Annotated in this window: 22 protein-coding genes and 1 pseudogene; 14 read left to right on the top strand and 9 right to left on the bottom strand. The window is 57.8% G+C overall.

Annotation, left to right across the window (positions count from 1 at the left end; all coding sequences use genetic code 11):
• The first annotated feature begins 10 nt into the window (after window positions 1-10).
• From ACVTFQ_RS26850 to ACVTFQ_RS26840, 3 genes are read left to right on the top strand one after another with little or no spacing between them, the layout of a single operon-like run.
• A complete protein-coding gene (locus tag ACVTFQ_RS26850) occupies window positions 11-892 on the top strand; it encodes an iron-siderophore ABC transporter substrate-binding protein (RefSeq protein ID WP_470424256.1) in 882 nt (293 codons plus the stop codon).
• Window positions 889-2,856: a Fe(3+)-hydroxamate ABC transporter permease FhuB gene (gene fhuB / locus ACVTFQ_RS26845; protein WP_470424255.1), complete on the top strand. Its 1,968-nt coding sequence runs from the start codon at window positions 889-891 to the stop codon at window positions 2,854-2,856. The genes ACVTFQ_RS26850 and fhuB overlap by 4 nt, the downstream gene beginning before the upstream one ends.
• A gap of 15 nt (window positions 2,857-2,871) precedes the next feature.
• Window positions 2,872-3,204, top strand: a complete 333-nt coding sequence (locus ACVTFQ_RS26840; protein ID WP_112949515.1) for a DUF1684 domain-containing protein — start codon at window positions 2,872-2,874, stop codon at window positions 3,202-3,204.
• Between the two features lie 375 nt (window positions 3,205-3,579).
• Here ACVTFQ_RS26840 and ACVTFQ_RS26835 read toward each other — a convergent pair whose 3' ends face one another.
• A complete protein-coding gene (locus tag ACVTFQ_RS26835; protein WP_470424254.1) occupies window positions 3,580-4,323 on the bottom strand; it encodes a GntR family transcriptional regulator in 744 nt (247 codons plus the stop codon).
• A gap of 411 nt (window positions 4,324-4,734) precedes the next feature.
• Window positions 4,735-5,847, bottom strand: coding sequence for an NADH:flavin oxidoreductase/NADH oxidase (locus tag ACVTFQ_RS26830; protein WP_112949513.1), 1,113 nt, complete (start codon window positions 5,845-5,847; stop codon window positions 4,735-4,737).
• 205 nt (window positions 5,848-6,052) lie between these two features.
• Between ACVTFQ_RS26830 and ACVTFQ_RS26825 the strand changes: the two genes are divergently transcribed.
• Complete coding sequence (locus ACVTFQ_RS26825) at window positions 6,053-6,916, top strand: SDR family oxidoreductase (protein ID WP_313760817.1); 864 nt, start codon at window positions 6,053-6,055, stop codon at window positions 6,914-6,916.
• Window positions 6,917-7,324: 408 nt separating this feature from the next.
• Here ACVTFQ_RS26825 and ACVTFQ_RS26820 read toward each other — a convergent pair whose 3' ends face one another.
• Together ACVTFQ_RS26820 and ACVTFQ_RS26815 are read right to left on the bottom strand one after the other, a co-directional pair.
• Window positions 7,325-8,035 carry a phytanoyl-CoA dioxygenase family protein gene (locus ACVTFQ_RS26820; protein WP_470424253.1) on the bottom strand — a complete coding sequence of 237 codons (711 nt, stop codon included), beginning with the start codon at window positions 8,033-8,035 and terminating at the stop codon, window positions 7,325-7,327.
• Between the two features lie 365 nt (window positions 8,036-8,400).
• Window positions 8,401-9,000 carry a CGNR zinc finger domain-containing protein gene (locus tag ACVTFQ_RS26815; protein WP_112989034.1) on the bottom strand — a complete coding sequence of 200 codons (600 nt, stop codon included), beginning with the start codon at window positions 8,998-9,000 and terminating at the stop codon, window positions 8,401-8,403.
• Between the two features lie 75 nt (window positions 9,001-9,075).
• On the opposite strand from ACVTFQ_RS26815, the gene ACVTFQ_RS26810 reads away from it, so the two are divergent.
• Window positions 9,076-9,987 (top strand): DMT family transporter, encoded by a 912-nt coding sequence (locus tag ACVTFQ_RS26810; protein WP_112989036.1) that lies wholly within the window; start codon window positions 9,076-9,078, stop codon window positions 9,985-9,987.
• Window positions 9,988-10,473: 486 nt separating this feature from the next.
• Here ACVTFQ_RS26810 and ACVTFQ_RS26805 read toward each other — a convergent pair.
• Window positions 10,474-11,184: pseudogene (locus ACVTFQ_RS26805) on the bottom strand (DUF599 domain-containing protein).
• Window positions 11,185-11,447: 263 nt separating this feature from the next.
• On the opposite strand from ACVTFQ_RS26805, the gene ACVTFQ_RS26800 reads away from it, so the two are divergent.
• Window positions 11,448-11,747 carry a hypothetical protein gene (locus ACVTFQ_RS26800; RefSeq protein ID WP_111564493.1) on the top strand — a complete coding sequence of 100 codons (300 nt, stop codon included), beginning with the start codon at window positions 11,448-11,450 and terminating at the stop codon, window positions 11,745-11,747.
• A gap of 118 nt (window positions 11,748-11,865) precedes the next feature.
• Here ACVTFQ_RS26800 and ACVTFQ_RS26795 read toward each other — a convergent pair whose 3' ends face one another.
• Entirely contained in the window at window positions 11,866-12,033 is a 168-nt protein-coding gene (locus tag ACVTFQ_RS26795; protein WP_181459322.1) for a hypothetical protein, read from the bottom strand.
• A 917-nt stretch (window positions 12,034-12,950) separates the two neighbouring features.
• Here ACVTFQ_RS26795 and ACVTFQ_RS26790 point away from each other — a divergent pair.
• From ACVTFQ_RS26790 to ACVTFQ_RS26760, 7 genes are all read left to right on the top strand, one after another.
• Window positions 12,951-13,208, top strand: a complete 258-nt coding sequence (locus ACVTFQ_RS26790; protein WP_112435633.1) for a hypothetical protein — start codon at window positions 12,951-12,953, stop codon at window positions 13,206-13,208.
• Window positions 13,209-14,257: 1,049 nt separating this feature from the next.
• Window positions 14,258-14,689 (top strand): hypothetical protein, encoded by a 432-nt coding sequence (locus ACVTFQ_RS26785; RefSeq protein WP_162718025.1) that lies wholly within the window; start codon window positions 14,258-14,260, stop codon window positions 14,687-14,689.
• 898 nt (window positions 14,690-15,587) lie between these two features.
• A complete protein-coding gene (locus tag ACVTFQ_RS26780; protein WP_112979798.1) occupies window positions 15,588-16,121 on the top strand; it encodes a lipocalin family protein in 534 nt (177 codons plus the stop codon).
• 1,131 nt (window positions 16,122-17,252) lie between these two features.
• A complete protein-coding gene (locus ACVTFQ_RS26775) occupies window positions 17,253-18,362 on the top strand; it encodes a PAS domain-containing protein (RefSeq protein WP_111564487.1) in 1,110 nt (369 codons plus the stop codon).
• A gap of 11 nt (window positions 18,363-18,373) precedes the next feature.
• Window positions 18,374-18,799 carry a response regulator gene (locus ACVTFQ_RS26770; RefSeq protein WP_111564486.1) on the top strand — a complete coding sequence of 142 codons (426 nt, stop codon included), beginning with the start codon at window positions 18,374-18,376 and terminating at the stop codon, window positions 18,797-18,799.
• A gap of 32 nt (window positions 18,800-18,831) precedes the next feature.
• Complete coding sequence (locus tag ACVTFQ_RS26765) at window positions 18,832-21,144, top strand: GAF domain-containing protein (protein WP_470424252.1); 2,313 nt, start codon at window positions 18,832-18,834, stop codon at window positions 21,142-21,144.
• Window positions 21,144-21,524, top strand: a complete 381-nt coding sequence (locus tag ACVTFQ_RS26760) for a response regulator (protein ID WP_181459321.1) — start codon at window positions 21,144-21,146, stop codon at window positions 21,522-21,524. The genes ACVTFQ_RS26765 and ACVTFQ_RS26760 overlap by 1 nt, the downstream gene beginning before the upstream one ends.
• Here the strand turns inward: ACVTFQ_RS26760 and ACVTFQ_RS26755 are convergent.
• The gene (locus tag ACVTFQ_RS26755) at window positions 21,505-22,101 is read right to left on the bottom strand and encodes a LysR substrate-binding domain-containing protein (protein WP_470424251.1); all 597 of its coding nucleotides are present in this window, start codon (window positions 22,099-22,101) and stop codon (window positions 21,505-21,507) included. The two genes, ACVTFQ_RS26760 and ACVTFQ_RS26755, sit on opposite strands and share 20 nt — an antisense overlap.
• Before the next feature lie 88 nt (window positions 22,102-22,189).
• Complete coding sequence (locus tag ACVTFQ_RS26750; RefSeq protein WP_470424250.1) at window positions 22,190-22,612, bottom strand: hypothetical protein; 423 nt, start codon at window positions 22,610-22,612, stop codon at window positions 22,190-22,192.
• A 37-nt stretch (window positions 22,613-22,649) separates the two neighbouring features.
• Between ACVTFQ_RS26750 and ACVTFQ_RS26745 the strand changes: the two genes are divergently transcribed.
• Entirely contained in the window at window positions 22,650-22,883 is a 234-nt protein-coding gene (locus tag ACVTFQ_RS26745) for a hypothetical protein (RefSeq protein ID WP_470424249.1), read from the top strand.
• Here the strand turns inward: ACVTFQ_RS26745 and ACVTFQ_RS26740 are convergent.
• Window positions 22,880-23,131, bottom strand: a complete 252-nt coding sequence (locus tag ACVTFQ_RS26740; RefSeq protein ID WP_470424248.1) for a hypothetical protein — start codon at window positions 23,129-23,131, stop codon at window positions 22,880-22,882. The genes ACVTFQ_RS26745 and ACVTFQ_RS26740 overlap by 4 nt on opposite strands.
• Window positions 23,132-23,247: the final 116 nt, after the last annotated feature.

Here is a 23,247-nt window from a genome sequence, read left to right as displayed (position 1 = left end):
CGGTGGTTTGATGCCCATCTCGCGAAGGACCTTCCTGCAATATGCGGCTGCGATGGCAGCCACGTCCACGCCGGTATTCGCTCAAGCGCCGGACCAAAGAATCGTCAGTCTTGACTATGGCCTGTCATCGACGCTTCTGTCACTCGGCCTACCGCCGGTCGGCATTTCCGATCTCGCGGACTGGGGTCGGTGGGTGGTCGAGCCTGCAATGCCGGGTTCCGTCGTCGATATCGGCAGCTCCTTCGAGGTGAATTTCGAGATCCTGCTCCAACTGAAACCCGATATCATCTTGACGACGCCCTACCTCGACGAATTGCTGCCCAGGCTGAAGCCTTATGGAAGGATCGTGCGCCTGGAGATATTCACGCCTGATAGTGGACCTGCTCTTCAGTCGGCGATATCGGGGACGCGCAAGCTTTCGGTGGAAATTGGACGGGAGAAGGAAGGTGAGGCATTCCTGGCGCGTTCAGAGGCGTTCCTTGATCGTTGCCGCGAGCGACTGGCAGGGAAAAACATCCCGCCGATCGCCTTGGTGAACTTCATGGACGCGCGTCACGTCCGCGTCTATTCAAACCCCGGACTGTTTCATGGTGTGTTCGAGCGGCTGGGCGTCAGGAACGCATGGACGAGGGAATCGAACTATTGGGGGTTCGAAACCATTGGCATCGAAGATCTCGCCAAGATAACCGACCCGGATGCCCGGCTCGTGGCCTTCGATCCCGTCCCGCCAGACGTCCTTCCCAAACTTGCGGAAAGCCCTCTATGGAACCGGCTTCCATTTGCTCGTCCCGGACACCTATCGATCCTTCCCGCGGCCCTGATGTTCGGGATGGTGAATGAAGCCATCCGATTTGCTGGTCTTCTGACTGATCTCCTGGAGCGCGACGCATGAAGATTTCCCGTCGAGACGTTGTCGGGCCGGCACTCGTGGTCATCATTTTTCTCATCGTTGGAGGCTCCGCATCCCTGTTGCTCGTCACCCCTTCCCTGAGGGCGCCTTCCGAGGCAAGCTACGATGCGACACGGCTGGTGCTCTATTACTCGACCCTACCCCGTCTTGCGACAGCGATCCTCGCGGGCGCGGCACTTGCCTTGGCGGGTGCGCTGTTCCAGCAGGTGTTGCGAAATCCTCTCGCAGATCCGACAACGCTTGGCGTATCTGCGGGCGCCAACCTCACCTTGGTGGTAGCGTCGCTCTTCATCCCGGGACTGCTTGGAACCAATCGCGATCTCGTCGCCTTGGCTGGGAGCGCGGCCGCCGCAGCGATTGTTCTCACCCTTGGCGCGCGGCGTGGGTTTTCGCCCTATTCCCTCGTGCTGTCAGGGCTGGTGCTTAGTCTATGGTGCGGCGGCCTCTCGGCCATCCTGACCTATCTCAATCAGCGCTACCTTGCGAGCCTCTTCATTTGGGGAAGCGGGTCACTTTCTCAGCAGAGCTGGGTCATACCGTTGTCCTTGTTCTGGAAGATGGCGGTGGTGACGGTTATTTGCGCCTTGATCGTGAGGCCATTGTCCCTGCTAGATCTCGGCGACAACAGTTCAGTCTCCCTCGGCGTCCGGGTGGGCCGGCTTCGTGTCATCGCCATCGGCTGCGCCGTGGCCCTTTCCGCCTTCGTCACCAGTGCCATAGGTGTGATCAGCTTTATTGGTCTGGTCGCGCCGACGCTCTCGCGACTGTCGGGCGCGCGGCGTCCCGGACAGTTGATCTTCTGGTCTCCACTGATCGGCGGCAGCCTTCTTTTCTGTGCCGACGCTGTGCTCCAGCTGGTTGCGGGTGGGCTTGGGGACTTCCTACCGACGGGCGCGGTCACCGCGATATTCGGATCCCCCCTGCTGTTGGCGCTTTTACCCCGGCTGAAAATCCGCCACCGGATCCAGCAGTCCGCCGTCTGGAACAGACCCCGGCGTACCAGCGCAGCGACATCGATCGCCTTTGTCGCGGTTGGACTGCTTCTGGCCGTTGGCGTGAGCATGATCGTGGGACGCGGTATTGATGGCAGCCTTTCAATTCTTTCCGGCGATACGTCATCGGACATCCTCGCCATCCGAGCGCCAAAGGTTTTTGCGGCTTTGGCCTCAGGCGCGATGCTCGCGGTCGCAGGTTCGATCCTCCAACGGCTCACCGGCAACGAAATGTCGAGCCCCGAGGTTCTCGGCATCAGCGCTGGATCGACATTCGGCGTTGCGATCGGACTGTTTGCCGTCGCGCCGGGCCTGTTTGGCCAGTTTACCTTCGCGGTCGCCGGCGCGATCGGTGTGCTTGCCGTCATTTTCTTGAGCTCGCGCCGATCCGGCTTTTCTCCCGAGCGCGTCCTGCTTGCCGGGATCGCGCTGAGCGCGATGGTCGATGCAGTCGTCGGCGTCTTGAGCTCCACCGGCGATCCAAGAGCCGCACTTCTCATGCGATGGATGAGCGGCTCGACCTATCTCGTCGACGGGCCGACGGCCCTCGCGGAAATAGGCATCGGTATCGTGTTGATGACCATCGCGTTCTTTACCCGACGCTGGCTCGATATCCTCCCACTCGGGCCGTCACCAACATCAGCCGTCGGCATATCATTGGCGCGATCAAGACTTGTTCTCTTCGCATTGGCGGGCCTGATGACGGGCGCGGCAACGCTCACTGTCGGACCCCTGTCATTCGTAGGATTGATGGGGCCGCATCTGGCACGGGAGGCGGGCCTGACGCGTGCATTGCCGCAGATGATCGGCGCAGCCCTGATCGGCGGCGCACTCATGGTGGCTGCCGATTTCCTGGGACGCTCGCTCGTATCGCCCTATCAAATCCCGGCCGGACTGGTTTCCGCGATGATCGGTGCGCCATTCCTGATGTTCATGATGCGGAAGAGAGCCTAGGTCAGGCGCCGCAACATGATCCTGCGTTGCGTCTTGACACGCAGGCGCGATGCGCTCGGGCTTGCGGCAATTACCGCGATCGACCAAGCGCTTTGGAATATCACCCGCAAGGCCGCCGGACTGCCGGTCGATGTGCTGCTGATCAGGCATGGCTTGTCAAAATACGAGCGACTTGACCCAGACAAGAGCTCGGATCTGGGAAATGTCCCGCCGGACGGCACGTTGCTGCTTGACTTCAACTTCTCTTATTTTCCCTCCTGTGCATACTCTTCTCGCTATGTATGCCCGTTGTCGCCTTCAGCCAGTGCCCTGAAAGGCGCGCTTCGAGCTGGGGAGGGACATCGCTAACGATCTCGCCAGCGAAGTGCCAACTTTTCCGACATGAATTGAATAGCAACCTCTCCGATACAACGCATATTGCCGGCCGGCATCATCGCCGACTATCTTCAGATTGCTCAGATCAGCTCCCCAAATCTCTGGCATCAACTGTTTAAGCTCTTGCTCCAATTTCGCGGAGAGCTCAGGCTACACATACTCGCATAGCGATGGGCGCGGGATCGCTGCCGAGCGATATTCCGGTTGAGATCGAGGCAGTGTTCGACGTGTCACGAGACTGATTATAAACGATCATCCGGCACGCTAGCGATAACACTCCAGCGAACCCATAGTCGACCGGAGAGAACGCGCTCCAGCCATGATGAACGCAGATCCGGTGCGTTGCGGTTACGGATGCCGCATTAGCCTCGAAACATAGGTGAAGCGGTCGCCCGGATGGATGCTGATTGAAGCGAGCACGAGTTCGCTGGTTCCCAGGAAATAGCGGCGGGTGATTTCCAGCGCGTGGCCGTCGACTGGCGCCTTCAACGCTTCGGCATATTGGGCCGGAACGCCGACGCCGCGAAGTGCTTGCTCCACCTGCGAGATAGGCCGGCCCGCCGCCTCCTCGACCAGTTCTGAGACCGCTCCCACGTGCAGCGCCATGCGGTCCGACACGAAACTTGCATATCGCCTGTCGACGTACACGTCGGTCCAGCAGATGGGCGGTGCGGTGTTCACAAGCTTGTCGACGCGGCGGTAGGAGATCTTTAGCCACTTCGAACCGGGATTGGTCTGCAGGCGGGTCGCGAGACTATCATCCAGCACAATCTGCTCAAACGTCAGGCCGTCCCGCAGCGTAATGGCAGCATATTGAACGATGGCCTCGATCGAGCTGAAGGTCTGCGAAAAGCGTTCACCCGATGTCAACGGCTCAGATGCCTCGATGCGCGTGCCGAGGCTCGGTCGCCGTGACACCATGCCGAGTTTCTGCAATTCGCCAAGCGCGGCGCGGACCGTCGAGCGGCTGACGCCCAATGCTTCGGCCAAGACGGGCTCGCTGGGTAGGGTCGACCCCAACGGATAGACGCCATTTGCGATGTCGAGAGACAGCTGTTGAGCGATCTCCGCATAACGCTTGCTTGCCTTCATTCGCCGAAAATCTCCATCTTTACTGGATGTTATAGGCGGCGCAGGGGGAGCAGACAAGTCGACCTGACCTTGTTCGTACAAAACGTTTTGTTCGGACAATAGTGGAGGACTAAATATGTCAAGCACGGTTTCCGACTCTCTGCTGTTCATATGTTCGGGACGGCCGCGATGCGCGCGGTCTTCAGCGATGAGGCCCTGGTTGGCCGCTCACGAGGCGTTATATTCGGCGATTGCTGGCCCTGGATTACATGAGCAATTTCTAAATAATGGGTTACCGTAAGCGACGACGATGATACCGTCGAATTGCTTGAGATGACCTCCTTCGACCCCGCTGCGGCCTGCGGCGGGGTTTCTTTTGTCAGATTTCTCGAGTCCCGCTTAGGCTGCCTGGATCGTATTTATGCCAACACATCACCTGACAGGTGAACCAAATAGGTCCCGATACTGTCTTGGTTGGCTCCTGAGATATTGATCGGGAGCTCGCACGGTCTCCCCGAAATGGGCCGCGGCATGCCATGGCCAACGTGGATCATAAAGAATTGCCCGCGCGAGAGCGACAAGGTCAGCGTCACCGGTCGTCAGAATTCCCTCCGCTTGCTCGAACTCCGTGATCAAACCGACGGCGATGACGGGAATGTCGATGGCCTGCTTGACAGCGCGGGCGAACGGCACCTGATAGTTGGGGCCGGGAGCGATCTGCTGATGTGATGCCAGCCCGCCTGTAGAAACGTGGATCGCCGAACAACCTCTCGCCTCGAGCGCCTTTGCAAACACGATCGTCTGATCGGTGTCCCAGCCACCTTCGGCCCAGTCGGTCGCCGACACTCGCATTGTCACGGGTTTTTGGTGAGGGAACGCCTCCCTGACCGCATCAAATACTTCGAGCGGGAACCGCATGCGATTTTCGAGAGAACCGCCATACTCATCGCTACGCCTGTTGGACAAAGGCGACAGGAATTGATGGAGAAGGTAGCCGTGCGCACCATGTAGCTGTACGGCGTCGATACCCAAAGCAGCAGCTCTTAGCGTGGCGTCGACGAACGCGTTTCTGACACGCGAGAGCCCCTCTTTGTCGAGGCTTTTCGGGTGATCGTACTCGTCCTTGAACGGGATATCGCTCGGCGCGACGGTCTTCCAGCCGTTATTGCTGCCCGAGCTGATCTGATGGCCTCCTAGCCAGGGCTTTTCAGTCGAAGCCTTGCGCCCGGCATGACCAAGCTGGATGGCGATCGGGATGTCGGACCACCTGCGCACGCTGGTTAGCACGCGGGCCATGGCTGCCTGGCAAGCGTCCGAGTAGAGGCCGACGTCGCCGTATGAAATCCTTCCCTCCGGCGAGACCGCTGTCGCCTCGATAGTCAGAATGCCCGCCCCCGAGAGTGCGAGGTTGCCCAAATGGATTTGATGCCAGTCAGTCATCTCGCCCTCGACTGCGGAGTACTGGCACATCGGTGCAATCACGATGCGATTGCGAAGCTCGAGAGAACCGACACTGACGGGTGAGAATAGTCTGGTCTTCGACATTGCAGCTCCTTCAGGGTCGGTCCACGCATTGGTAATGCTTCTCGACAATATAGCAACGTGGTTCTCAAAGGCATGGCACTTGAGCAGCGTTCTCCTTGGCAGGGGTATTGAGCCCCTGCCAAACTTTACCCGCCGCAGTGGGCCGTGTTCAAGGAACCGTTACCGCGCGTGCTTGTTAAGGTCATGACCAATCCAGGAGGCTTCCATGACCTATGACAGATATCCAATCCCGCCCTACCCCGAGCAGCAGCAAGAGCCGCCCGGCTATACGGGTCAAATGCAACCCACTCCCGATCACGGCGAGCAGTCCTACCGCGGCAACGGCCTGCTCGAAGGAAAGGTTGCCTTGGTGACAGGTGGCGACTCCGGTATTGGCAAAGCTGTTGCGATCGCATTCGCTCGCGAAGGCGCGAATGTGGCGATTGCTTATCTTAACGAAGATGGCGATGCCGAGGACACAGCAAAGTGGGTACGAGAAGCCGGCCGTAAGGCCGTTCTCATTCCGGGAGACCTGACAACGGAGACCCACTGCAACGAGGTGATCCAGCGAACGGTGCGCGAGCTCGGCGGCATCGATATCCTCGTTAACAATGCAGCGTTTCAGCGAACATACGCCGACATCGGTGACATTTCTGTCGAAGAGTGGGATCGGACGTTCCGCACGAACATCTACGCGCCTTTCTTCCTCTCAAAAGCTGCCATTCCATACATGCGATCGGGTAGCGCGATCATCAATACGACGTCTATCCAATCGCGCCAACCCTCGCCTCAGCTGCTGGCCTATGCGTCGACGAAGGGCGCGATCTCGAATTTCACCGCCGGGCTTGCGGGAATGGTGGCCGAAAAAGGCATCCGGGTAAACGCTGTCGCGCCCGGCCCGATCTGGACACCGTTGATCCCTTCGACAATGCCGTCGGAAAAAGCGGCAAAGTTCGGTCAAAACACGTTGATTGGACGGGCCGGGCAGCCGGCGGAGTTGGCGGGGGCTTACGTGCTGCTCGCCTCCGACCTTGGCAGCTACATGACGGGTGCCGTCGTTCCCGTCACAGGCGGCGAGATCATGATTTAGCGATCAGTCTGCGGCTCGATAGAGCGGCATGTCGAGATGTTTAGCTTCACTCGTGCGGCGGGTTGACCGCACGCTCACGCCCTCACCAGCACAGAGCCGCGACTAACGCCCATGGCAATCCCGATTTCCCCCTCGCAACCGTTCGACGCTCACGCAAATAGACTGCAGCAGGAGGTAGCGTTTCGCCGGTGAAGCGTAAGGTAGAGACAGTTGAGCTCGCTGACTGATAGTGAATGAAGCCCCCCTGTTTCGACGACCAGAGCGGCGCGACAATTCAGACTCTATGCCAAGCTGCTGGGAGCCCGAACGACAAAAAGGCCCCGGCCGGAGCCGAGGCAGTTTCCCCTAATCACGTTGTTGCGCGAATGAAACCAACGTTGAAATACTCGCGGTGCTCCGAGCCGGGCATCAGTTGATAAAGCGCACTGCCAACATCAGGCGGTCACCTCGGGTCGGGGGTGAGGCGCGATGATAGCAGGAAGTGTCCTGAACGAACCCTGTTCCCGCCGGGCCTTCGATCGTTATTTCGTTGTCCCTTCCGAACTGCCTATACACGGCCTCTGGCGAGGCTCTCGCCGACCCGAGAAGCATTCTTAAAGGCTTAGACTTGTGCGATCGCTTCATCATGACATGAGCCCCGGAGAAGCGATCGGTATCAGTGATGTAGAAGCTCGCGTACACGAAGCTGTAGCCACCTACATCGTAGTGATAATCGATGACGCCATGTTTCAGCCGCCGGCGCTCCTCGTCGTTCATGGCCGATGCAAAACTCCAGTCCAGTATGGTCACTATCTTCCGGGGCTCGTGCCCGAGATATTTCCGCACGATGGACCGAAGAATTGGGTCATCAATCACCTTCTGCACCGCCGAGCATCGCTCTGGCTTGGTGATGCCACCAATCGGCATGAGCCTCCCGTCAGCTGCGACGCCATCCTTGACGTCAGAGTATTGGAAGGTCGGCCCGGTTGGATCGTAAATGGCGTGTAATGGCTCCGACAGGGCGAATTCCCTGATTTGATCAACCACGTATCCCGGCAAGTTCAGGCCGATAAAAACGGCTTCATCACGAATTGATTGCACAATGTCAGGCACATTTGCCTGAGGAAACAAGGTCGGCATGCTCCATCGGCCTAGCGGTTTCCGTTTGAATAGCTCTGCCGCTCCTCTTGCGGAGCTGTATCCAATTCTGACTAATCTGAACCGTCCAAGCATGTAGGCTAAATCCTTGGACTTAATGCGATTAATTATGCCTCCCCCACGCTTCCGCTCTCTCCGGTTGTTGACCCCGCATTAGCTGCCGCGCATATAGAATACCGACTTGGCGGCTCACGTACACGGGCCGAGGATCGGCATAAAGTGGTAAATCCATTTCGACATATAGCTGAGCTGTTAAAGCCCTGGTGCCAACAACGAGAGCCGCGGCTCAATCAATCACCCGCTCTGCGGCATGTCTATTTAGCGGATGGCTATCCGCGCCAGCGTTCTCAACTGCTCCGGAATTTCTTGACCCGGCTATGGACACCACAACTCTCTTCAGAGCACCAAATCCGCCGTCCTCCCTTCGATTTATCAAGGAACAGCCAGCCGCAGTTGTCGCCCTTGCATTCCTTCACTTGCCGACGCTCGGATCGTGTTGCCAATAGCTCCGCAGCGGATGAGGAAAGAACGTGCACAAGGTCGGCCGGTGTCTCGATTTTATGCGCCCAAGTCCATGCCGCGGATCGTTGCGCGAAAACCTGACGGCCACGAGCCGCCGTTGCCACTGCGCCGATATAAGCGACGTCATCCATCTTGGGTTTTCCGCGCGCGTCCTCATTCAGAAAGACACGGTACACGCATTCGCGGAGTTCCACCGAAGCTTCCAGAGCCGTTGCTGCCGCAGCAGGGTTCTCTTTTGCCATCTGCTTCAAACCAGCCGCTTGCGCGTCCGAAAGGAGATCGACCCGTCTACTGAAAGTAATCAAGTCAACGTAATCGCTGAGGAAATCAGGACCCCATCGATTTCGTCGGCTGTCGACGGTGTTCACAAAGTCGAGCGCGGGATGGCCGCCGCTCAGTCGCATATCTTTTACTGATTTTGCCATATGGAACAGGATGCAGTTGCGTTAGTTGTAACGGTATAAACGAATTATACTCGTTACATAGATCGGGTCCATACCATGTCAGCTTCAAACTATGGGAAATTCGCGATCCTCTGCGCTGTTTGGGGTTTGACCTGGATCGCTGTGAAATTCGGGGTGACGACCTTGCCACCCATGCTGTTCGCGGCCCTGCGCTTTGTTACGGCAGGGGTTGTCTTTCTGTCGATAGCAATCTGGCACCGTTGCTCGATGCGAGCATTGGCTGCCGACTGGTTCCCAATCTTCATTGCCAGCTTGCTGATGATAACCCTCTGCTACGGACCGTTGTTCTGGGGAATGACAAAGGTTCCGTCCGGCACTTCTGCCGTCTTGGAGATGTCTCTGACGCCAGTTTGCCTCTTCGTGTTTGGTATGCTTTTACGACAGGAATCATGGAGTTGGGCAGCGGCCGCCGGCCTGGCCGTCGGTTCCATTGGGCTATATCTTCTATTCGTAGGGGGAGATCGCGCGAGCTACGACGACGGGGCGTGGATAGGCATTATTGCCGTCTGCTGGGCTGCCGCATCGTCGGCACTCGGCTCGGTGTTGGCAAAACCAATTATCGCGAAGCACGGCAGCACGGCAATCGCGGGGGCAACGACCCTCTTGGGCGGATTGCTGCTTGCCGCTGCGGCCTCAATCTGCGGCGAAGATGTCACCGACCTGGCGGTCTCCAAATGGACCATGAAGGCGTTCGGTGGTTGGCTGTTTCTGGTGATCTTCGGTTCGCTGATTGGATACCGACTTTACGTGCAGCTCCTGAGGGATGCGGGGCCGACACGCGCAGGCATGTTTGCCTTCGTATCGCCAGCTATTGCTGTCGCAGTCGGCACCTTCTTGGCAAGGGAGCCGCTCACCGCCACGAACCTCGTCGGGATGGCTTTCATGCTCTTGTCGGCGGGAGTCTGCCTGTACGGTACAAAAGTGCCATCTAACAAGATGTCCAGATAATGCCGCCCCGTGCTGTATGACGGGCCGGCCGCAAATTTATCCCGACGCTTACCGTTGTGCCCCTAAACTAGGTTGTGCTCCGCCTCCCTCTCTAAGTCTCTGATCAAAGCTTCATATTCGGCAACGCGGTCTGTTGGTGAGCCGGTGGCGATCAGTTTCCGCGTGTAGAGGACCGCGAGGCTATAGTGTTCGAAGATTTCAACGGCCCAATGAGACTGAGCGTCAAGTGGCGGATGGCAGGCACTCGCATAGCCGGTAGCGCCCGCTTGGGTGGTGGCGTCGAGCGCCAGCCTAGGACAGCCTTTATGTTCGTCCGGCCTTGAGCGCGCGGACGATGCCGTGTGCGTTCCTCGAGGCGTCTCCCTCGCCACGTCACGAGATTTCATTTCACCGCTGTGGTATCGGGACAGAATTCGTATGGTGCAGACAGAGCAAGAAGCCTCGGACCGGGTTGTCCGTGAGGCCTGAGATGCGCGAAGTTCACGATCACTTGGACGAACGTTCGTCCTCCAAAAGCTGCCTGATTGCCGCCACGCCCTTTGCGGTGTCAGACCATGACTGTCGCCAAATCAGCAGTGAAACACACGCCATCGTCGCAGCCACGAATGGTAATAGGCCAAGAAACCAGAACGCGGCAGCTACCGTAAAGTAATACGATCGGACCCCGACACTGAACGATCTAAGTGCTGGATTGAGGACGAGCGTCAACGCGTGGGTCCAGGCTACAAGGTCGCGCTCCTCTTGGCGAGACGGGCTCGCGCCTATCGCTGCGAGGCAGTAGTTGATCTGACGAACTGCCCAGATGAAGTCCGAGAGCCCTCTCAAAAGCGTCGCAACAACGAGCAATACTTTGCATTGGAAGAACCAAGCGGGGTCCTGAACGGCAAACATTGCTATCAGACCGTGTCCCGATCCGTAGTTCGGCTCAACGAACAACGCGCCGCTCAAGCCCACGATGACAATAAGGTTAGCCGAGCCGAAGAACGACGCCGAGTTGATCGTATGTCAAAGAATGGCGGCGTCGCCGATAAAGTTGTTATCCCTCGTCAGCACCTCTCTCATCCAGGAAGAGCGAATGCGGACCATGTCGATCGAGAGGCTGTCGTTTCTCCTTGGCCAACCGATCGCCATCAGGGGCTCAAAAGTGATCCACACAATCAGGAAGAAAAGAAACGCGAGGGCATTCAGAAAATCCATCGGCGACCTCGAACTATTTATCGTGCCAACTGTAATCGGGGTGGCCGCTACTGCAAGGGGAGCGCGCTCCTGATTTTCAGTCCGCTGAAAAGCGCCTCGATAGCTTCGCAAACAACTTTTTCAAGCCAGGCTCGCCCACGCGATGAGCTGCTTCCGACGCCGAGACCCAAGCCAACTCCCTTTGGCCGCGCTCCGGAAAAATCGATCGGGTCTCCCTCACCTTGATAAGGTGAACCGGCGCCCCTCACTGCCAGACTGAGTGAATGCCCTACCAACCCCTCTACCACTGGCGCCGCACAAAGCTCACGGTCTTGCCAACTGGACAGCCTGAAGCAGATATCATTGATGACCGACATCGACGCAAGATCCGCGCTCCTGACGCTGCTGAAAGAGATGAAGCTCGAACCTGGGTTTCGCTCAGCCTCTATGAGATCGGCCCGCCCCTCGGCGGCCAAGGCATCAGCCAGGACGCTATCGTCAAAGCGCTGTACGCCATCAAGGATGAAGGCGTGATTGATCTGCCGAGCGGTAATCGGCTCGTCCTGCTGAAGCCACTTACATGAGCAGAACGAGCCCCGTAACTAACTTCGCATCTTGATGTTGCGTAAAAAAGCCGAAGCACAACGCCCCGGCCCTTTGTTGGTGCAGTCAAAGCGTTGCAAAGAACGCCTCACCGGCAGCTTACTTGCGTGCGCCGCCCGGACGGCCCCTGTTCTGGCCGGCGCCACCGGAGGTCTTCGCATCGTTGGACTGGCCAAATTGGGTGCCGCCGAGGTGTCCACCGCCACTGCTATTGGCAACGTATCGTTCCGTCCGACGCTGAAGCTCGGCTGCATTGGTCTTGCTCATAGGATCTTCCCTTTGTTGAACAGAAATCGCCTCCGGCCGGGCGGCCGGGGTGCGTCGAATCGATTTTGAGAGAAGAAGTCAGCTTGAACGCCTGAGACGTTAAACAAAGCTCGACCAGCAATTCCGATTTGAAAGCTTTGCGCGCTTATCGCACCCAAAGCAAGGGTAGCCCGTCGCCCGCTCGTGAATTTCGGCCCGCCAGCGGGCGACCGGAGCACAAAACCGACTGGTGCGACTGAGACCCGGGAACTCTCCGCCCTTCCATATGTTCGTGTGTGTCGCTGTGAACGGTCTGCAGCCAACGCAGCGGCAAGGCAAAGGGCTTTCGTTGCTGACGGCCCTTCGTCGACCTGTTGCTGGGTCGGCTTTCCGTTACAGTGGCGTTAACATGGCCGACCCAGTACGGGCCGAATGGCCTTGCCACCGTGGAACTTATCGCCGTTTCTGCGTGTTTTACACCGCCGGGATGCATCCCTTGCCTTCACCGGCACGTGGAGGGCCTTGAGCCCCTGTAACTCTCTCGGCTCTCCATATCCTCGGACTTCCAACCGGAAAGACAGGAGCACCTGCATGTCAGGCTACGGTCCAACCCTTCGCCTTGCCCTACTTCTGCACCGTCTGAACACCGACGAGTTCAAGCCGCTCCCTCCGGGCCTAGGGCGAAAAACGGTGAAAGTTGCGGATGAAGCGGGGTTTGTCGAAGTCAGCGATAGCTCGCGGTTTCCGATGTGCCGGTTGACGGCCGCAGGTCTGGCTTACCGTAAGGCGAACCCATACCGCTTCGACTAGGATCGCAAGACGTGGCGGCCGGGACACCGCAATGACTGGTGTGACTGAGCCTCTTCAGACTTTTGGCTGCCTTGGATGACAGTGGACTTGCCGTAAACTTGCCATTGCATCCTGTGAGTGTCGCTGAGATGAAAACTGAAATCGACCACGTCGCCCATGGCTGGGCTTTGCTGGCGCTACGCAATCCCGAGATCCGCGCGCTTTCTGAGCACCGACAATCGATTGGCGAGATGTGTGAAGCCTACAGCATCGCCGTCCTCCACCTTCGCGAGTTGAGAGCACTTGGCCCCGACACCGATCACATCGCCGAGTATGAACGCCTTATTGCCGAAATCGAGCACGAGACGTCGTATTACTTGACAATGCGCGCTCGATTGTCGGCCTAGATGTGCCGGAGCGATCAGTGGTCCCTGCCAGCGCGGGGCGGCGTAATGATTTGATCGAAAGTGCTTGGCATCAACGTCAAGTCAACCCGATATGGGGGCATCACCTGAGCGTTTCGCAAAGCATTTGGCTTCGACCGGGCTGTGAGCTTGTTGGAAGTCAGAGGTCTTTGGTCGGTTCGCTTGCGAATAGACAGCGGAGGCATTTTTGTTCTCCTTCATTGGCTGTGTATCCCATGACAACAATGGCTCGACGTGTTTGTTCCGATCGGCGTTTGGTCAGTCTGAGGCCACGCTCTGGATGCTTAGGACGCGGAACTTATCGCGCTCACCTGTGTTCTTTCCCGCCGAGATAGTCTCCCAACGTCTTGCTCGGCACTTTTGGCTGCCTTGGATGACAGTGGACTTGCCGTAAACTTGCCATTGCATCCTGTGAGTGTCGCTGAGATGAAAACTGAAAGACCACGTCGCCCATGGCTGGGCCTTATTGGCACTGCGAGTTCCTGAGATCCGTGCGCTGGCGGAACATCGCCAATCGATCGAGGAGATGTGTGAAGCCTACAGCATCGCCGTCCTCCACCTTCGCGAGTTGAGAGCACTTGGCCCCGATACCGAACAAATCACCGAGTATGAAAGCCTTGTTGCCGGGATCGAGTACGAGACGTCGTATTACCTGACGATGCGCGCTCAACTGTCGCCTAACTTTGCGGGAACTGATCCCGCTCAACCGCGTTCTTCCCCGCCGAGATAGTCTCCCAACGTCTTGCTCGGCACGTGGAGGGCCTTGAGCCCCTGTAACTCTCTCGGCTCTCCACATCCCCTTCACTCCGGAACATCTGGCTCGTTTCGATCCGACCGCGCTGGTTAGCTGTGCCGGCTTTGCCATTGTTGCGGTTGAAAGGTGGGGAGGCTTCCGGGGTCTCCCCCACCGCCACACGGATGGATCAAGCCGTAATGCGCATCTACTGCGTGTGTTAACGATATCTTAAAGTGCAATTTGACGTCGTACAAATTTCTGCGATTGTCGCCCCGGGCAACTGAGGGGTTAAACCGTGACTGTAGGAATTTGGGCTCGCCGCGCTGGTGCCGTGATGATGGCGCTTGCGCTGGCAAGCTGTACGACGACACAGGCAGAATTTGCGAAGAAGCCGTCTGCCGTGAGCAAGGCAGCGCTTTGCAAAACCGCGTTGGAGACGACAGATCCCGCATTCCAGTTCCAGCTGGTATCCGAGGTGACCCGTCGCGGCATGAACATGTTGCAATGTCAGCAGATGGTCATCCAGCAGCAGCAGGCCGCAGCAGCTCTCGTTGCTATCGCTGTAGTCGGCACCGCCGTCGCGGTATGCGCGAATAACAACTGTGGTGGCGGCAGCTACTACCAGCCTCGGCGCTACCCCGGAAACTGCTATTCGCCGAATGACACGGCGGCCGATGGAACGCGCTGCGGCAACCGAAGCGCGATGTCACGACCTGGTGGGTGGTGATCACTAAGAAGCCAATTTGAACACCACCGTCGAAATACAATATTAGACGACCACACTCCATGAGCCTGTCACGCCTTTTTCACGATGCCAGATATTGCGCGAATCGAACCTTGCTGACCTCTTTCAAGCAACCAAAGGAGGTGCTTCAATCTTCCACCTCGACGAAAAAAACGCAGTAGCCTTTACCGAGGATTCCGTCTCTCGCGCCGTGAAAAAAAGCAGGCGTGGAAGTCAAGACCGTCCGTGTCGAGCCTCACGGATCTGTGGTTATCAACGGGGATAACGGGGGGCTTCTGAGGGAGGACATGCCCCGCAAACGCTATGCTTTCACCGTGCAAGAATTCGACCGCTTCGGAAACGAACGCTGGTATTTTCGCATTGGCAAGGGGAAGCGCATCCGGCTCCCGGCACCGTGGGGGTCAAAGGAGTTCGAGGCCGAGTGGCGCCGCTGCATGGCAAACGAGGAGCCCGCCCCTGCTCCAACCACGCAAATGCCTGGGCTACTAATCGCCAGCCGAGGTCTTCATCGCTCATTTGCGCGAAAGCGGCTGATCCCCTACCCTGCAAACGAGGCAGGATGCACTTGGGTTGGGTTCTCCAAACTCGCACACCATAGACTCCAATTGAGAAAATCACCGCCAGGAATCATGCGGAAATACACCGAGACCGAAAGGACTACCGACATGCGCGGACCGATTATCGAGAAGCTCTCTGACGAGATCGGTATCTAACCAGCGACTTTCCCCGCGCCTAGTGCTCGTGATCGTTGATCCGATGGGGACACGGCGCGGGAAGACGGTCTCGGCGCCCTTAGGCGATGGGCTTGGCGGGTGGTGCCGCCTCGTGCTTCGATCCTCGATGGGATGGAACTTTCGGCCGCCCGAAGTATTTTGACGGAATGAAACTCAATATCGCAATCGTAACAATGGTAGGCACTGTGTTGGCTGCGTGCAGCCCAGCTGGGCCATCAGGCAATTCATCCGTACCTCAGCCCGCCAAACCTGTCGAACTCAAAAAATACATGGGCCACTGGTTCGAGCTGGCGCGCTACGAGAACCAGTTTGAGCGCGGTTGCGAGGCGGTTACCGCCGACTACTCGCTCCGCGACGATGGCATGGTTCGTGTGCTGAATGCCTGTCGCGAAGGCGGGATAATCGGTAAGCGCAAAGAGTCCGAAGGTAAGGCAAAGATTGTTGCAGACAGCGGAAACGCCAAGCTCAAAGTCTCGTTCTTCGGCCCGTTTTACGGGGATTACTGGATCCTCGATCACGCCAACGACTATTCATGGTCGATTGTCGGCGAGCCCTCAGGTCGCTATTTGTGGATCCTGACGCGGACACCAACACCCTCAGGAAAGACCAGTGACATGCTTGTCGAAAAGGCGAAGACGCTAGGTTACGATGTCGACATGCTGAGGTGGACGCATCACTGAGCGCACCATGGGCGCTTGCCGCTCTGCAGGGCGTACTTATCAGGTAACTAGGACAGGACTGCAGCGGATAATGCCGGTATAATCGAGTGATGGTCTCCCAGCCCATACCGGGTTTCTCGCCCACAGAAAGGCCGGTGCAGAACACAGCGCATACATTCGCTGAAGCAAATCTCCTTTAAGGGGAGGATACTGCTCAAACAGCTGTGCGTACACCAGATCGTTGTCGTCTGGGACATTCTCCCCGAGTTCAACGTGCGAACGAGCGCGCGGCGCGTAGTTTGGGGCAGTCGCGTCAGAACCTCGGCGGCGACGACGGGCCTACGCTCAAAGACATTCGTGATGCCATCATCGTTTTTGAATGCCGTGCATCCGACCGCCGTGACACCTTCGATCGGAAGGTCCTCGTCGCCCAAGTCGGCGCGGCGGCGAGCTTCGCGAAACTACGGCGGAGGTTCACTGTGGGATGCGAGCGGATGTGCGACGTAGATGGCGACAGGTGCGAGACCAAGTTTCCTTGCCTCGACGCGGCGCCCTTGTTGGCGCCGAAGGTCTCTTAGCTCCTAACAGGGCGCGCGCCTCGCCACGAGCCAGCCTCGGTCCTTTCTTACAAAGCGAAACCTAACGTGCTCCGCCTGGGATACTATTGACGCGGGTGACCGCATTCAGGATCGGTGGCGCAATGGGTCGTTTCGTCGGCGACGAAGAACCTGATGGGCGCAGGATGCCGATCAGGCGTTGGTCGATGATGGTTGCGGACCGTCGGATCCCGCATTTCTTCGCGTCCCGTCTCATGCAAGCCCCCACTCTGGTCGGCTGGGCTTGCGATCTCGTGCTACCTGCGGCGGCCTCCGTCCTGCTTGTAGTTTTATTCGGCGGCCTCCACGCGCTCGGTACGCTTCTACTGTTTCGCGCGATAAATCGCGGCGTAGTCATATCCTGGCACTGGTGTCAGGGTTCGTCAGAACGGAACGAGCATGGCTGAGGAAGTCGATGATCTTCCCAGTCTGGAAACGCGGAGCCGCGCGGGAATAAACTCGTGGTTCTTGACCACGACCGCCCGCGCGGCAACAGGAGTTCGTGGAACGAAATCGCCGCTCGCGCATTAAGATGCGTTACCATCCAGGAATATCGATGACAGAAAACAATAACAGCCGGCAGGACGCCAGAGACGCCGGTGACCGTCTTGTCGCTGATCACGCTTCGGAAGACCCGTTCGCCGCAGCGTTCAAAGCCACGCGTATGCCGATGCTGATCACCGATCCTCGTCAAGCGGACAATCCGATAATCTTTTGCAACGCAGCTTTCTGCAAGCTCACGGGCTACTCCAACGAAGAGCTCATTGGCAAGAACTGCCGCCTCCTTCAGGGCCCCGAGACCGATCCGGACGCCGTGTCCAGGCTTCGCGAAGCCATTGCTGCCGAAAAAGATCTCGCGATCGACATTCTCAATTATCGAAAAGATGGGTCTCCTTTCTGGAACGCCCTCTTCGTCAGCCCGGTCCGGGATATTTCTGGCACGGTGATCTACTTTTTTGCCTCTCAACTCGACTTCACGAATATCAAAAGCAAGGAAGCCGAACTCGCGCGCGCGCGTCACCTCGCCGAGGAAGAAGTGGGGATGCGAACGGCAGACCTGACCGACGCCCTGCGTGCAAAGACAACGCTGGTCCACGAGGTCGATCATAGGGTCAAGAATAACCTGCTTACGATCGCATCCATCGTAAAGCTCCAGGCCCGGATGACCGAAAACGACATTGTCAAGCGTACGCTGACGTCTGTTCTCAATCGCGTTGAAGCTCTTAGCACCGTCCAGCGCAAGCTTTTGAACGACGAGGAAGTGGGGCAATTCGACGTAGCCGATTTCGCGAACACCCTCATGATCGACAAGATCGGCGCACTGAAGCGCTCCGACATACACCTGACAACGGATCTACACGCGGTTGTGGTGCCTGCTACCAAGGCATCGCCCTTGGCTCTCATTATCAACGAACTAGTCGGCGACGCGATAAGAAGAGGTCTGAGCGACGGCGGTGGCGAGATCCATCTGGAGATCAGACGGCTCAACGGACACTTCCTTATCCGAGTCGTCGATACGGTCACGCCGGTTGACGTAGACAAAGAGGAAGCTGCGTTCAGCCAAGCCATGCTCGAGGCGTGCCTGAAGCAGCTTCGAGCAAAAATCGACCGAGTTGTGAAGGGCCACCGGACAGACGTTACAGTCACGCTGTCCGTTAAGGACTGAAAGGATTTGATTTGAATATTCTGATTGTGGAAGATGAAGTCCTTCTTGCCATGGAGCTGGAAAGCGAAGTGGAAGGCGCCGGGCATCTCGTTGTTGGGACGGCGACCGATAGCCGTGAGGCGATCGAGATCATTGATGCCACCTCGCCGCAATTTGCCTTTGTCGACATTCAATTGCTGGATGGCCCAACGGGTATCGACGTCGGACGCTACCTTTCGGCCAAGGCCATTCCATTCGTGTTCGTATCGGGAAATCTCAAGCGCATACCGGACGACTTTGCCGGTGCGCTCGGGGCGATCGAGAAGCCCTACACGGTTAACGGTCTGCAAAACGCCTTGCAGTTTCTGCAGATCATCATCGATGGCGGCCATGGCTCGCAGGTCGCGCCGCCTAGCCTCGTCCTCTCCCCTGCCGCGCGCGCCACCGTTGCGGCATGATCAACTCCGCGATTTCGCGGTGAAGGAAACCAGTGAGTTCACCATCGGAGCGCATCGGCGCCGTTCGGAATTCAGGTCTGCTTGGCGTTCAGGGCCAGTCCGAATTTCAGGACATTATCGAGGTCGTAAAGGCCGGGCTGGACTGTCCCGTGGCGCTTGTCTCCATTCTTGACGAGGACCGGCAGGTCTTCATCGCTCATCTCGGTCTGCCGGAGAAATGGGCCGAGGCGGCAGAGACCCCGCTGACCCATTCCTTCTGTCAACACGTGGTGCGGGACAATCAGCCCTTGATCATTGGCGACGCGACGATCCATGATCTTGTCAGAGATAACCTGGCCATCACGGATCTGGGCGTGATCTCCTACATGGGCGTCCCGGTCACAATGCCGGACGGTCTGGTTATCGGAGCGTTGGCGGCGATTGACGGTGAGCCCAGAACATGGACAAGACGAGAGCTCGAGCTGTTGAGCCGCATCGGCAAGGTTGCCTCGAACCAGATCGCTACGTTTCTATCAGAGCGCCGGTGGAGTTCGCTTTTCGAGCAGCTCGAGGAAGGTATCATCGTCGGTTCGGTCGTCCGTGACGTCAATGGAACTATTGTCGATTGGCGACATGACAGCGTCAATCCGGCTTGGAGCAAGCTTGTGGACTGTCCCGTCAAGGACGCCACCGGTCGTATGATGCGAGAGATCTTTCCAAATTTTGGAGAGGAGTGGGTATCGGACGTCGCGCTCGTTGTCGAAAGCGGACAGAGCAGGCGTTTTACTCGGCACATTCCCACCCTCGGACGTTGGTTCGACGGCTACGTGCAGGCGACAGGGGACGACAAATTCATCATCATTTTTGTCGATGTGACAGACAGAATGGAGGCTGTGGAGGCCCTTCGGGACAGTGAGACAAGACTGCGCCTGATCGTCGAGGGCGCCAAGGATTATGTGATCGTGACCATCGATCACGAAAAGCGTATCACGAGCTGGCTTGGCGGCGCAGAGGACACCTTTGGCTGGACCGAAGCAGAGATGCATGGACGACGGTTCGAGGAGATATTCACGGAGGAGGACCGCGCGGTCGGCGTTCCAGAAACTGAAATGCGCAAAGCTGCAGCCGAAGGCGTGGCACTTGATCGAAGGTGGCACCAAGCGGCCGACGGAACACGGGTTTTCCTAGACGGGACCATACGACCGTTTCCAGGCCATTCCGGTCCGGAAGTACCAGGCTTCATCAAGGTGGCCAGAAACGCGACATCTCAGAAGATCGCCGAAAATCGGCAATTGGCATTCCTTGAGCTCGGCGACAAGATACGGGAGCTGGACGATGTGAAAGATGTTGCATTCGCCGCAGCGGAAATCATGGCCCGCAACCTGGAGGGCGCGACAAGAGCTGGTTACGGGGTCATCGATCCCATCGTCGAGACCGTGCAGATGCTACCCGATTGGTGCGCCGAAGGTATCTCGACTGTCGCCGGCTCGCACCAATTCCGGGATTATGGCTCCTATATCGAAGATCTCAAACGCGGCGAGACGGTCATTATTCCAGACGTGGCCAAGGATCCTCGGACATCGGCGTCAGCCGAGCTTTTCCATTCGATCGGGATTTCTGTGCTGGTGAATGTGCCAATCATCGAGCACGGCGCCTTCGTAGGAGTCATGTTCGTTCACTACGACAGACCTCATGATTTCTCGTCGGAGGAACGCGACTTCGTTCGGACGATCGCAGATCGCACACGAGAGGCGATTTCGAGGATTCGCGCGGAGCAGGAGCAGCAGGTTCTTAATCACGAGATCAGTCACCGACTGAAGAATACGATGGCAATGGTCCAAGCGATAGCCACGCAGACCCTTCGCCCTGTCACCGATCGGGCGCCTGTCGAAGCTTTTACGAGCCGGCTTCACGCTCTTTCGAAGGCACACGATGTTTTACTCGGCCAGGACTGGTCGTCGGCGCGGATGATCGCCGTGATCGATTCCGTTCTCGGTCAGCTCTCATTGCCAGAGCGATATTCTATCTCGGGTCCAGACCTGCAGCTTGGACCGCGCTCGGCGCTCTCTCTGGCGCTGCTGATGCACGAACTCGGGACCAACGCGCTCAAATATGGAGCCTGGTCCAACGAAGCAGGCAGTGTCGATGTCTCGTGGATGATCGAAGGAGCCAGCGATGACAGTCTGCTTTTTCTTGCGTGGGACGAGCATGAAGGCCCTCCAGTGACCGCCCCATCTGGCAAGGGGTTCGGATCGAAGCTCATACGTCTCGGCTTGACGGGAACCGGCGGTGTCGACGTTGATTATTCCCCTGATGGGCTGAAGGTTAAGATGCGCGGACTGATTTCGCAGTTGAGGCAGTCGTGATGACCGTGAGTAATATTGCCAAGGACGTCGCAATCGTTCTAGTCGTTGAAGACGAGCCGCTCCTGCGTCTTGCCGGCATAGACCTCATCGAAGCTGCTGGATATGAGGCGGTAGCGGCGTCGGACGCGACAGAGGCGATCGCGATACTTGAGTCACGCGATGACATCCGTGTAGTCTTTACAGATGTCGATATGCCGCGCGGCGTCGACGGAATGCGCCTGGCCGCGATCATTCGAGACAGATGGCCGCCAATCAAGGTGATCGTGGTCTCCGGCCACATCGAGGATCCCGGAGACGTGATCCCGGCCGAGACGGTGTTTTTCTCCAAGCCTTACCGGGAGGAACAGATCGTGGCAACCATCAGGCAGATGCTGTCATGACACGGACCGGACTGAGCCCGCGTGCTTCTGGAGTTAAATCCATCCCTGGGTGTTCGGTGCGTCCGAATTCAGCTTGGCGAAGTCGACGAATGCCCTCAATGGCGCGGGCATGAACCTGCGGGAGAAATAAAGGCGCGGCCCATCGAAAACTCATCCACCAGTCCGGTGGAACTAGCTCTAGTTCCCCCAATGCGACGTGCGGCTCGAACCAGTTATCGAACCTGTATATCACACCGCGACCCGCGCGCGCCCAATCGATGGCGGCAGCCGCCGCATCCACGCCGACGATCAGCCTGCCCTGTGGGTCGATATTGACCGACTGCCCGTCTCTCTCCAGTTCCCATGGCACGAAGGCGCCGCTCGAGAACCTGAGCTGTATGCAGGCGTGGGCAAGCAACTCATCCAACTGCTCTGGCATGCCGACCTTTGCGAGGTATGACGGCGCTGCGAATGACTGCGGAGGTGTCGGGGAATTGGCGCGAGCACAATGTCGTTGCCGAGGCAGAACGCCGCAGGCATGCGGTATCAGGCGATACTGACGCGGTCGAAGCGGCGGGATAAGGTGAAGGCCCGCCACGCTGACGAAGTGGGCTCAGGTCTCAGTGGCTGGGATGAGTTTGAAAGCAAAGGCCTGCTGCGATAGATGTCCTTTTAAAGTAACCCGGCTAGGGCAACTCGACATCTATTCCGTGGAACTCGTCTCGAAATGATTTCAGACCTTTTTTGTCGGCTGCTGTCACGATCACAAATCGGCGGCCGCCTCCAGGTGGCTCCTGGTTTGACAAGTCGAACATCCAGATCGTTGTCGCGGTTCCCCTAGTGATCTCGATCAGCTTCTTCATGGCTGGATCTTCGACGGCGTCGACGACGAAGCTCATCTGATAAGCAAACGTCTCTTGGCCCGAGCCTCCCTGGAGCTGCTCCCTGAACCACTGCCAGACGTTGGGAAAGTCGACCGGAAACGGAGAGAGGTCCATGTTCACGTGAACAACGTCCCGCGCGAAAATGACCTCACCATCGAAGAAGGCATGAATACCTAGAAAGTATTCGGGGAGGTCCATGTGCGCGGATAGCGCGTCTTTCAGCATTCTCAAATTCGAAGTCTTTTGGAACACGTACTTCCCCATGCGATTGACAAATGCAGTCGAAAAAATCCTTTGTTCTTCTATGGGTGGCGCAGAACCGTTAAAAGTTGGCCATACGATTCAGGCGGGTATTCGTGGAGGTCTCATCGATAAAGATGAGCCGCGACAAGGCCTTGTTGAAGAACCGCTTTCGGCGGTTGATTCAAAGGTCACGGCCATTGGCGATCTCCGGCCTGCGCTGCTCGCTTGCCTTGAGGCCTTTTTTATTGCTTAGCCCAAGCCGGTGCAAAACCGCCCGACCGTAGCGCGATGGATTTCAATTCCGCGCCCCGCGAGTGCAACGCGCAGCTCATCCTGAGTCGTTTCGTCATGCGCGGACATCCGCTCGCGAACCCAATCAGCATGAGCCATAAGCTTCGCGCCGCCAGGCGGGTGGCCCTGCTCGGCGGCGGCGAGAAAACCGGATGACCGATGCAGGATCATCATGCGGTTGAGGTTCGCTCTGCGCTTGCCAACAGGCATGACACTGCTTCGGAAGCAGGTGAGCCGAACAACACACCTCGCCCGGTCGTGCTGTCGTCCTCCATGCAATTTGTCGTAAGGTGGGTCGGTCAGCCTCCAAGCTGCCCGCCTTCACC

The organism is Rhizobium sp. O111, from assembly GCF_055616315.1.
The sequence above is the reverse complement of the archived record's forward strand: the minus strand, read 5'-3'. Positions and strand labels throughout refer to the sequence as shown.

Coding starts and splice junctions, on each gene's coding strand:
- ACVTFQ_RS26825 (WP_313760817.1), top strand. CDS start 6,053: ATGACCTATGACAGATATCCAATCCCGCCCTACCCCGAGCAGCAGCAA.
- ACVTFQ_RS26760 (WP_181459321.1), top strand. CDS start 21,144: ATGACCGTGAGTAATATTGCCAAGGACGTCGCAATCGTTCTAGTCGTT.
- ACVTFQ_RS26745 (WP_470424249.1), top strand. CDS start 22,650: ATGCGATTGACAAATGCAGTCGAAAAAATCCTTTGTTCTTCTATGGGT.
- ACVTFQ_RS26790 (WP_112435633.1), top strand. CDS start 12,951: ATGAAAACTGAAATCGACCACGTCGCCCATGGCTGGGCTTTGCTGGCG.
- ACVTFQ_RS26815 (WP_112989034.1), bottom strand. CDS start 9,000: ATGGCAAAATCAGTAAAAGATATGCGACTGAGCGGCGGCCATCCCGCG.
- ACVTFQ_RS26740 (WP_470424248.1), bottom strand. CDS start 23,131: ATGCCTGTTGGCAAGCGCAGAGCGAACCTCAACCGCATGATGATCCTG.
- ACVTFQ_RS26850 (WP_470424256.1), top strand. CDS start 11: ATGCCCATCTCGCGAAGGACCTTCCTGCAATATGCGGCTGCGATGGCA.
- fhuB (WP_470424255.1), top strand. CDS start 889: ATGAAGATTTCCCGTCGAGACGTTGTCGGGCCGGCACTCGTGGTCATC.
- ACVTFQ_RS26795 (WP_181459322.1), bottom strand. CDS start 12,033: ATGAGCAAGACCAATGCAGCCGAGCTTCAGCGTCGGACGGAACGATAC.
- ACVTFQ_RS26750 (WP_470424250.1), bottom strand. CDS start 22,612: ATGCTGAAAGACGCGCTATCCGCGCACATGGACCTCCCCGAATACTTT.
- ACVTFQ_RS26820 (WP_470424253.1), bottom strand. CDS start 8,035: ATGCCGACCTTGTTTCCTCAGGCAAATGTGCCTGACATTGTGCAATCA.
- ACVTFQ_RS26800 (WP_111564493.1), top strand. CDS start 11,448: ATGCCCTACCAACCCCTCTACCACTGGCGCCGCACAAAGCTCACGGTC.
- ACVTFQ_RS26780 (WP_112979798.1), top strand. CDS start 15,588: ATGAAACTCAATATCGCAATCGTAACAATGGTAGGCACTGTGTTGGCT.
- ACVTFQ_RS26830 (WP_112949513.1), bottom strand. CDS start 5,847: ATGTCGAAGACCAGACTATTCTCACCCGTCAGTGTCGGTTCTCTCGAG.
- ACVTFQ_RS26775 (WP_111564487.1), top strand. CDS start 17,253: ATGACAGAAAACAATAACAGCCGGCAGGACGCCAGAGACGCCGGTGAC.
- ACVTFQ_RS26840 (WP_112949515.1), top strand. CDS start 2,872: ATGATCCTGCGTTGCGTCTTGACACGCAGGCGCGATGCGCTCGGGCTT.
- ACVTFQ_RS26835 (WP_470424254.1), bottom strand. CDS start 4,323: ATGAAGGCAAGCAAGCGTTATGCGGAGATCGCTCAACAGCTGTCTCTC.
- ACVTFQ_RS26810 (WP_112989036.1), top strand. CDS start 9,076: ATGTCAGCTTCAAACTATGGGAAATTCGCGATCCTCTGCGCTGTTTGG.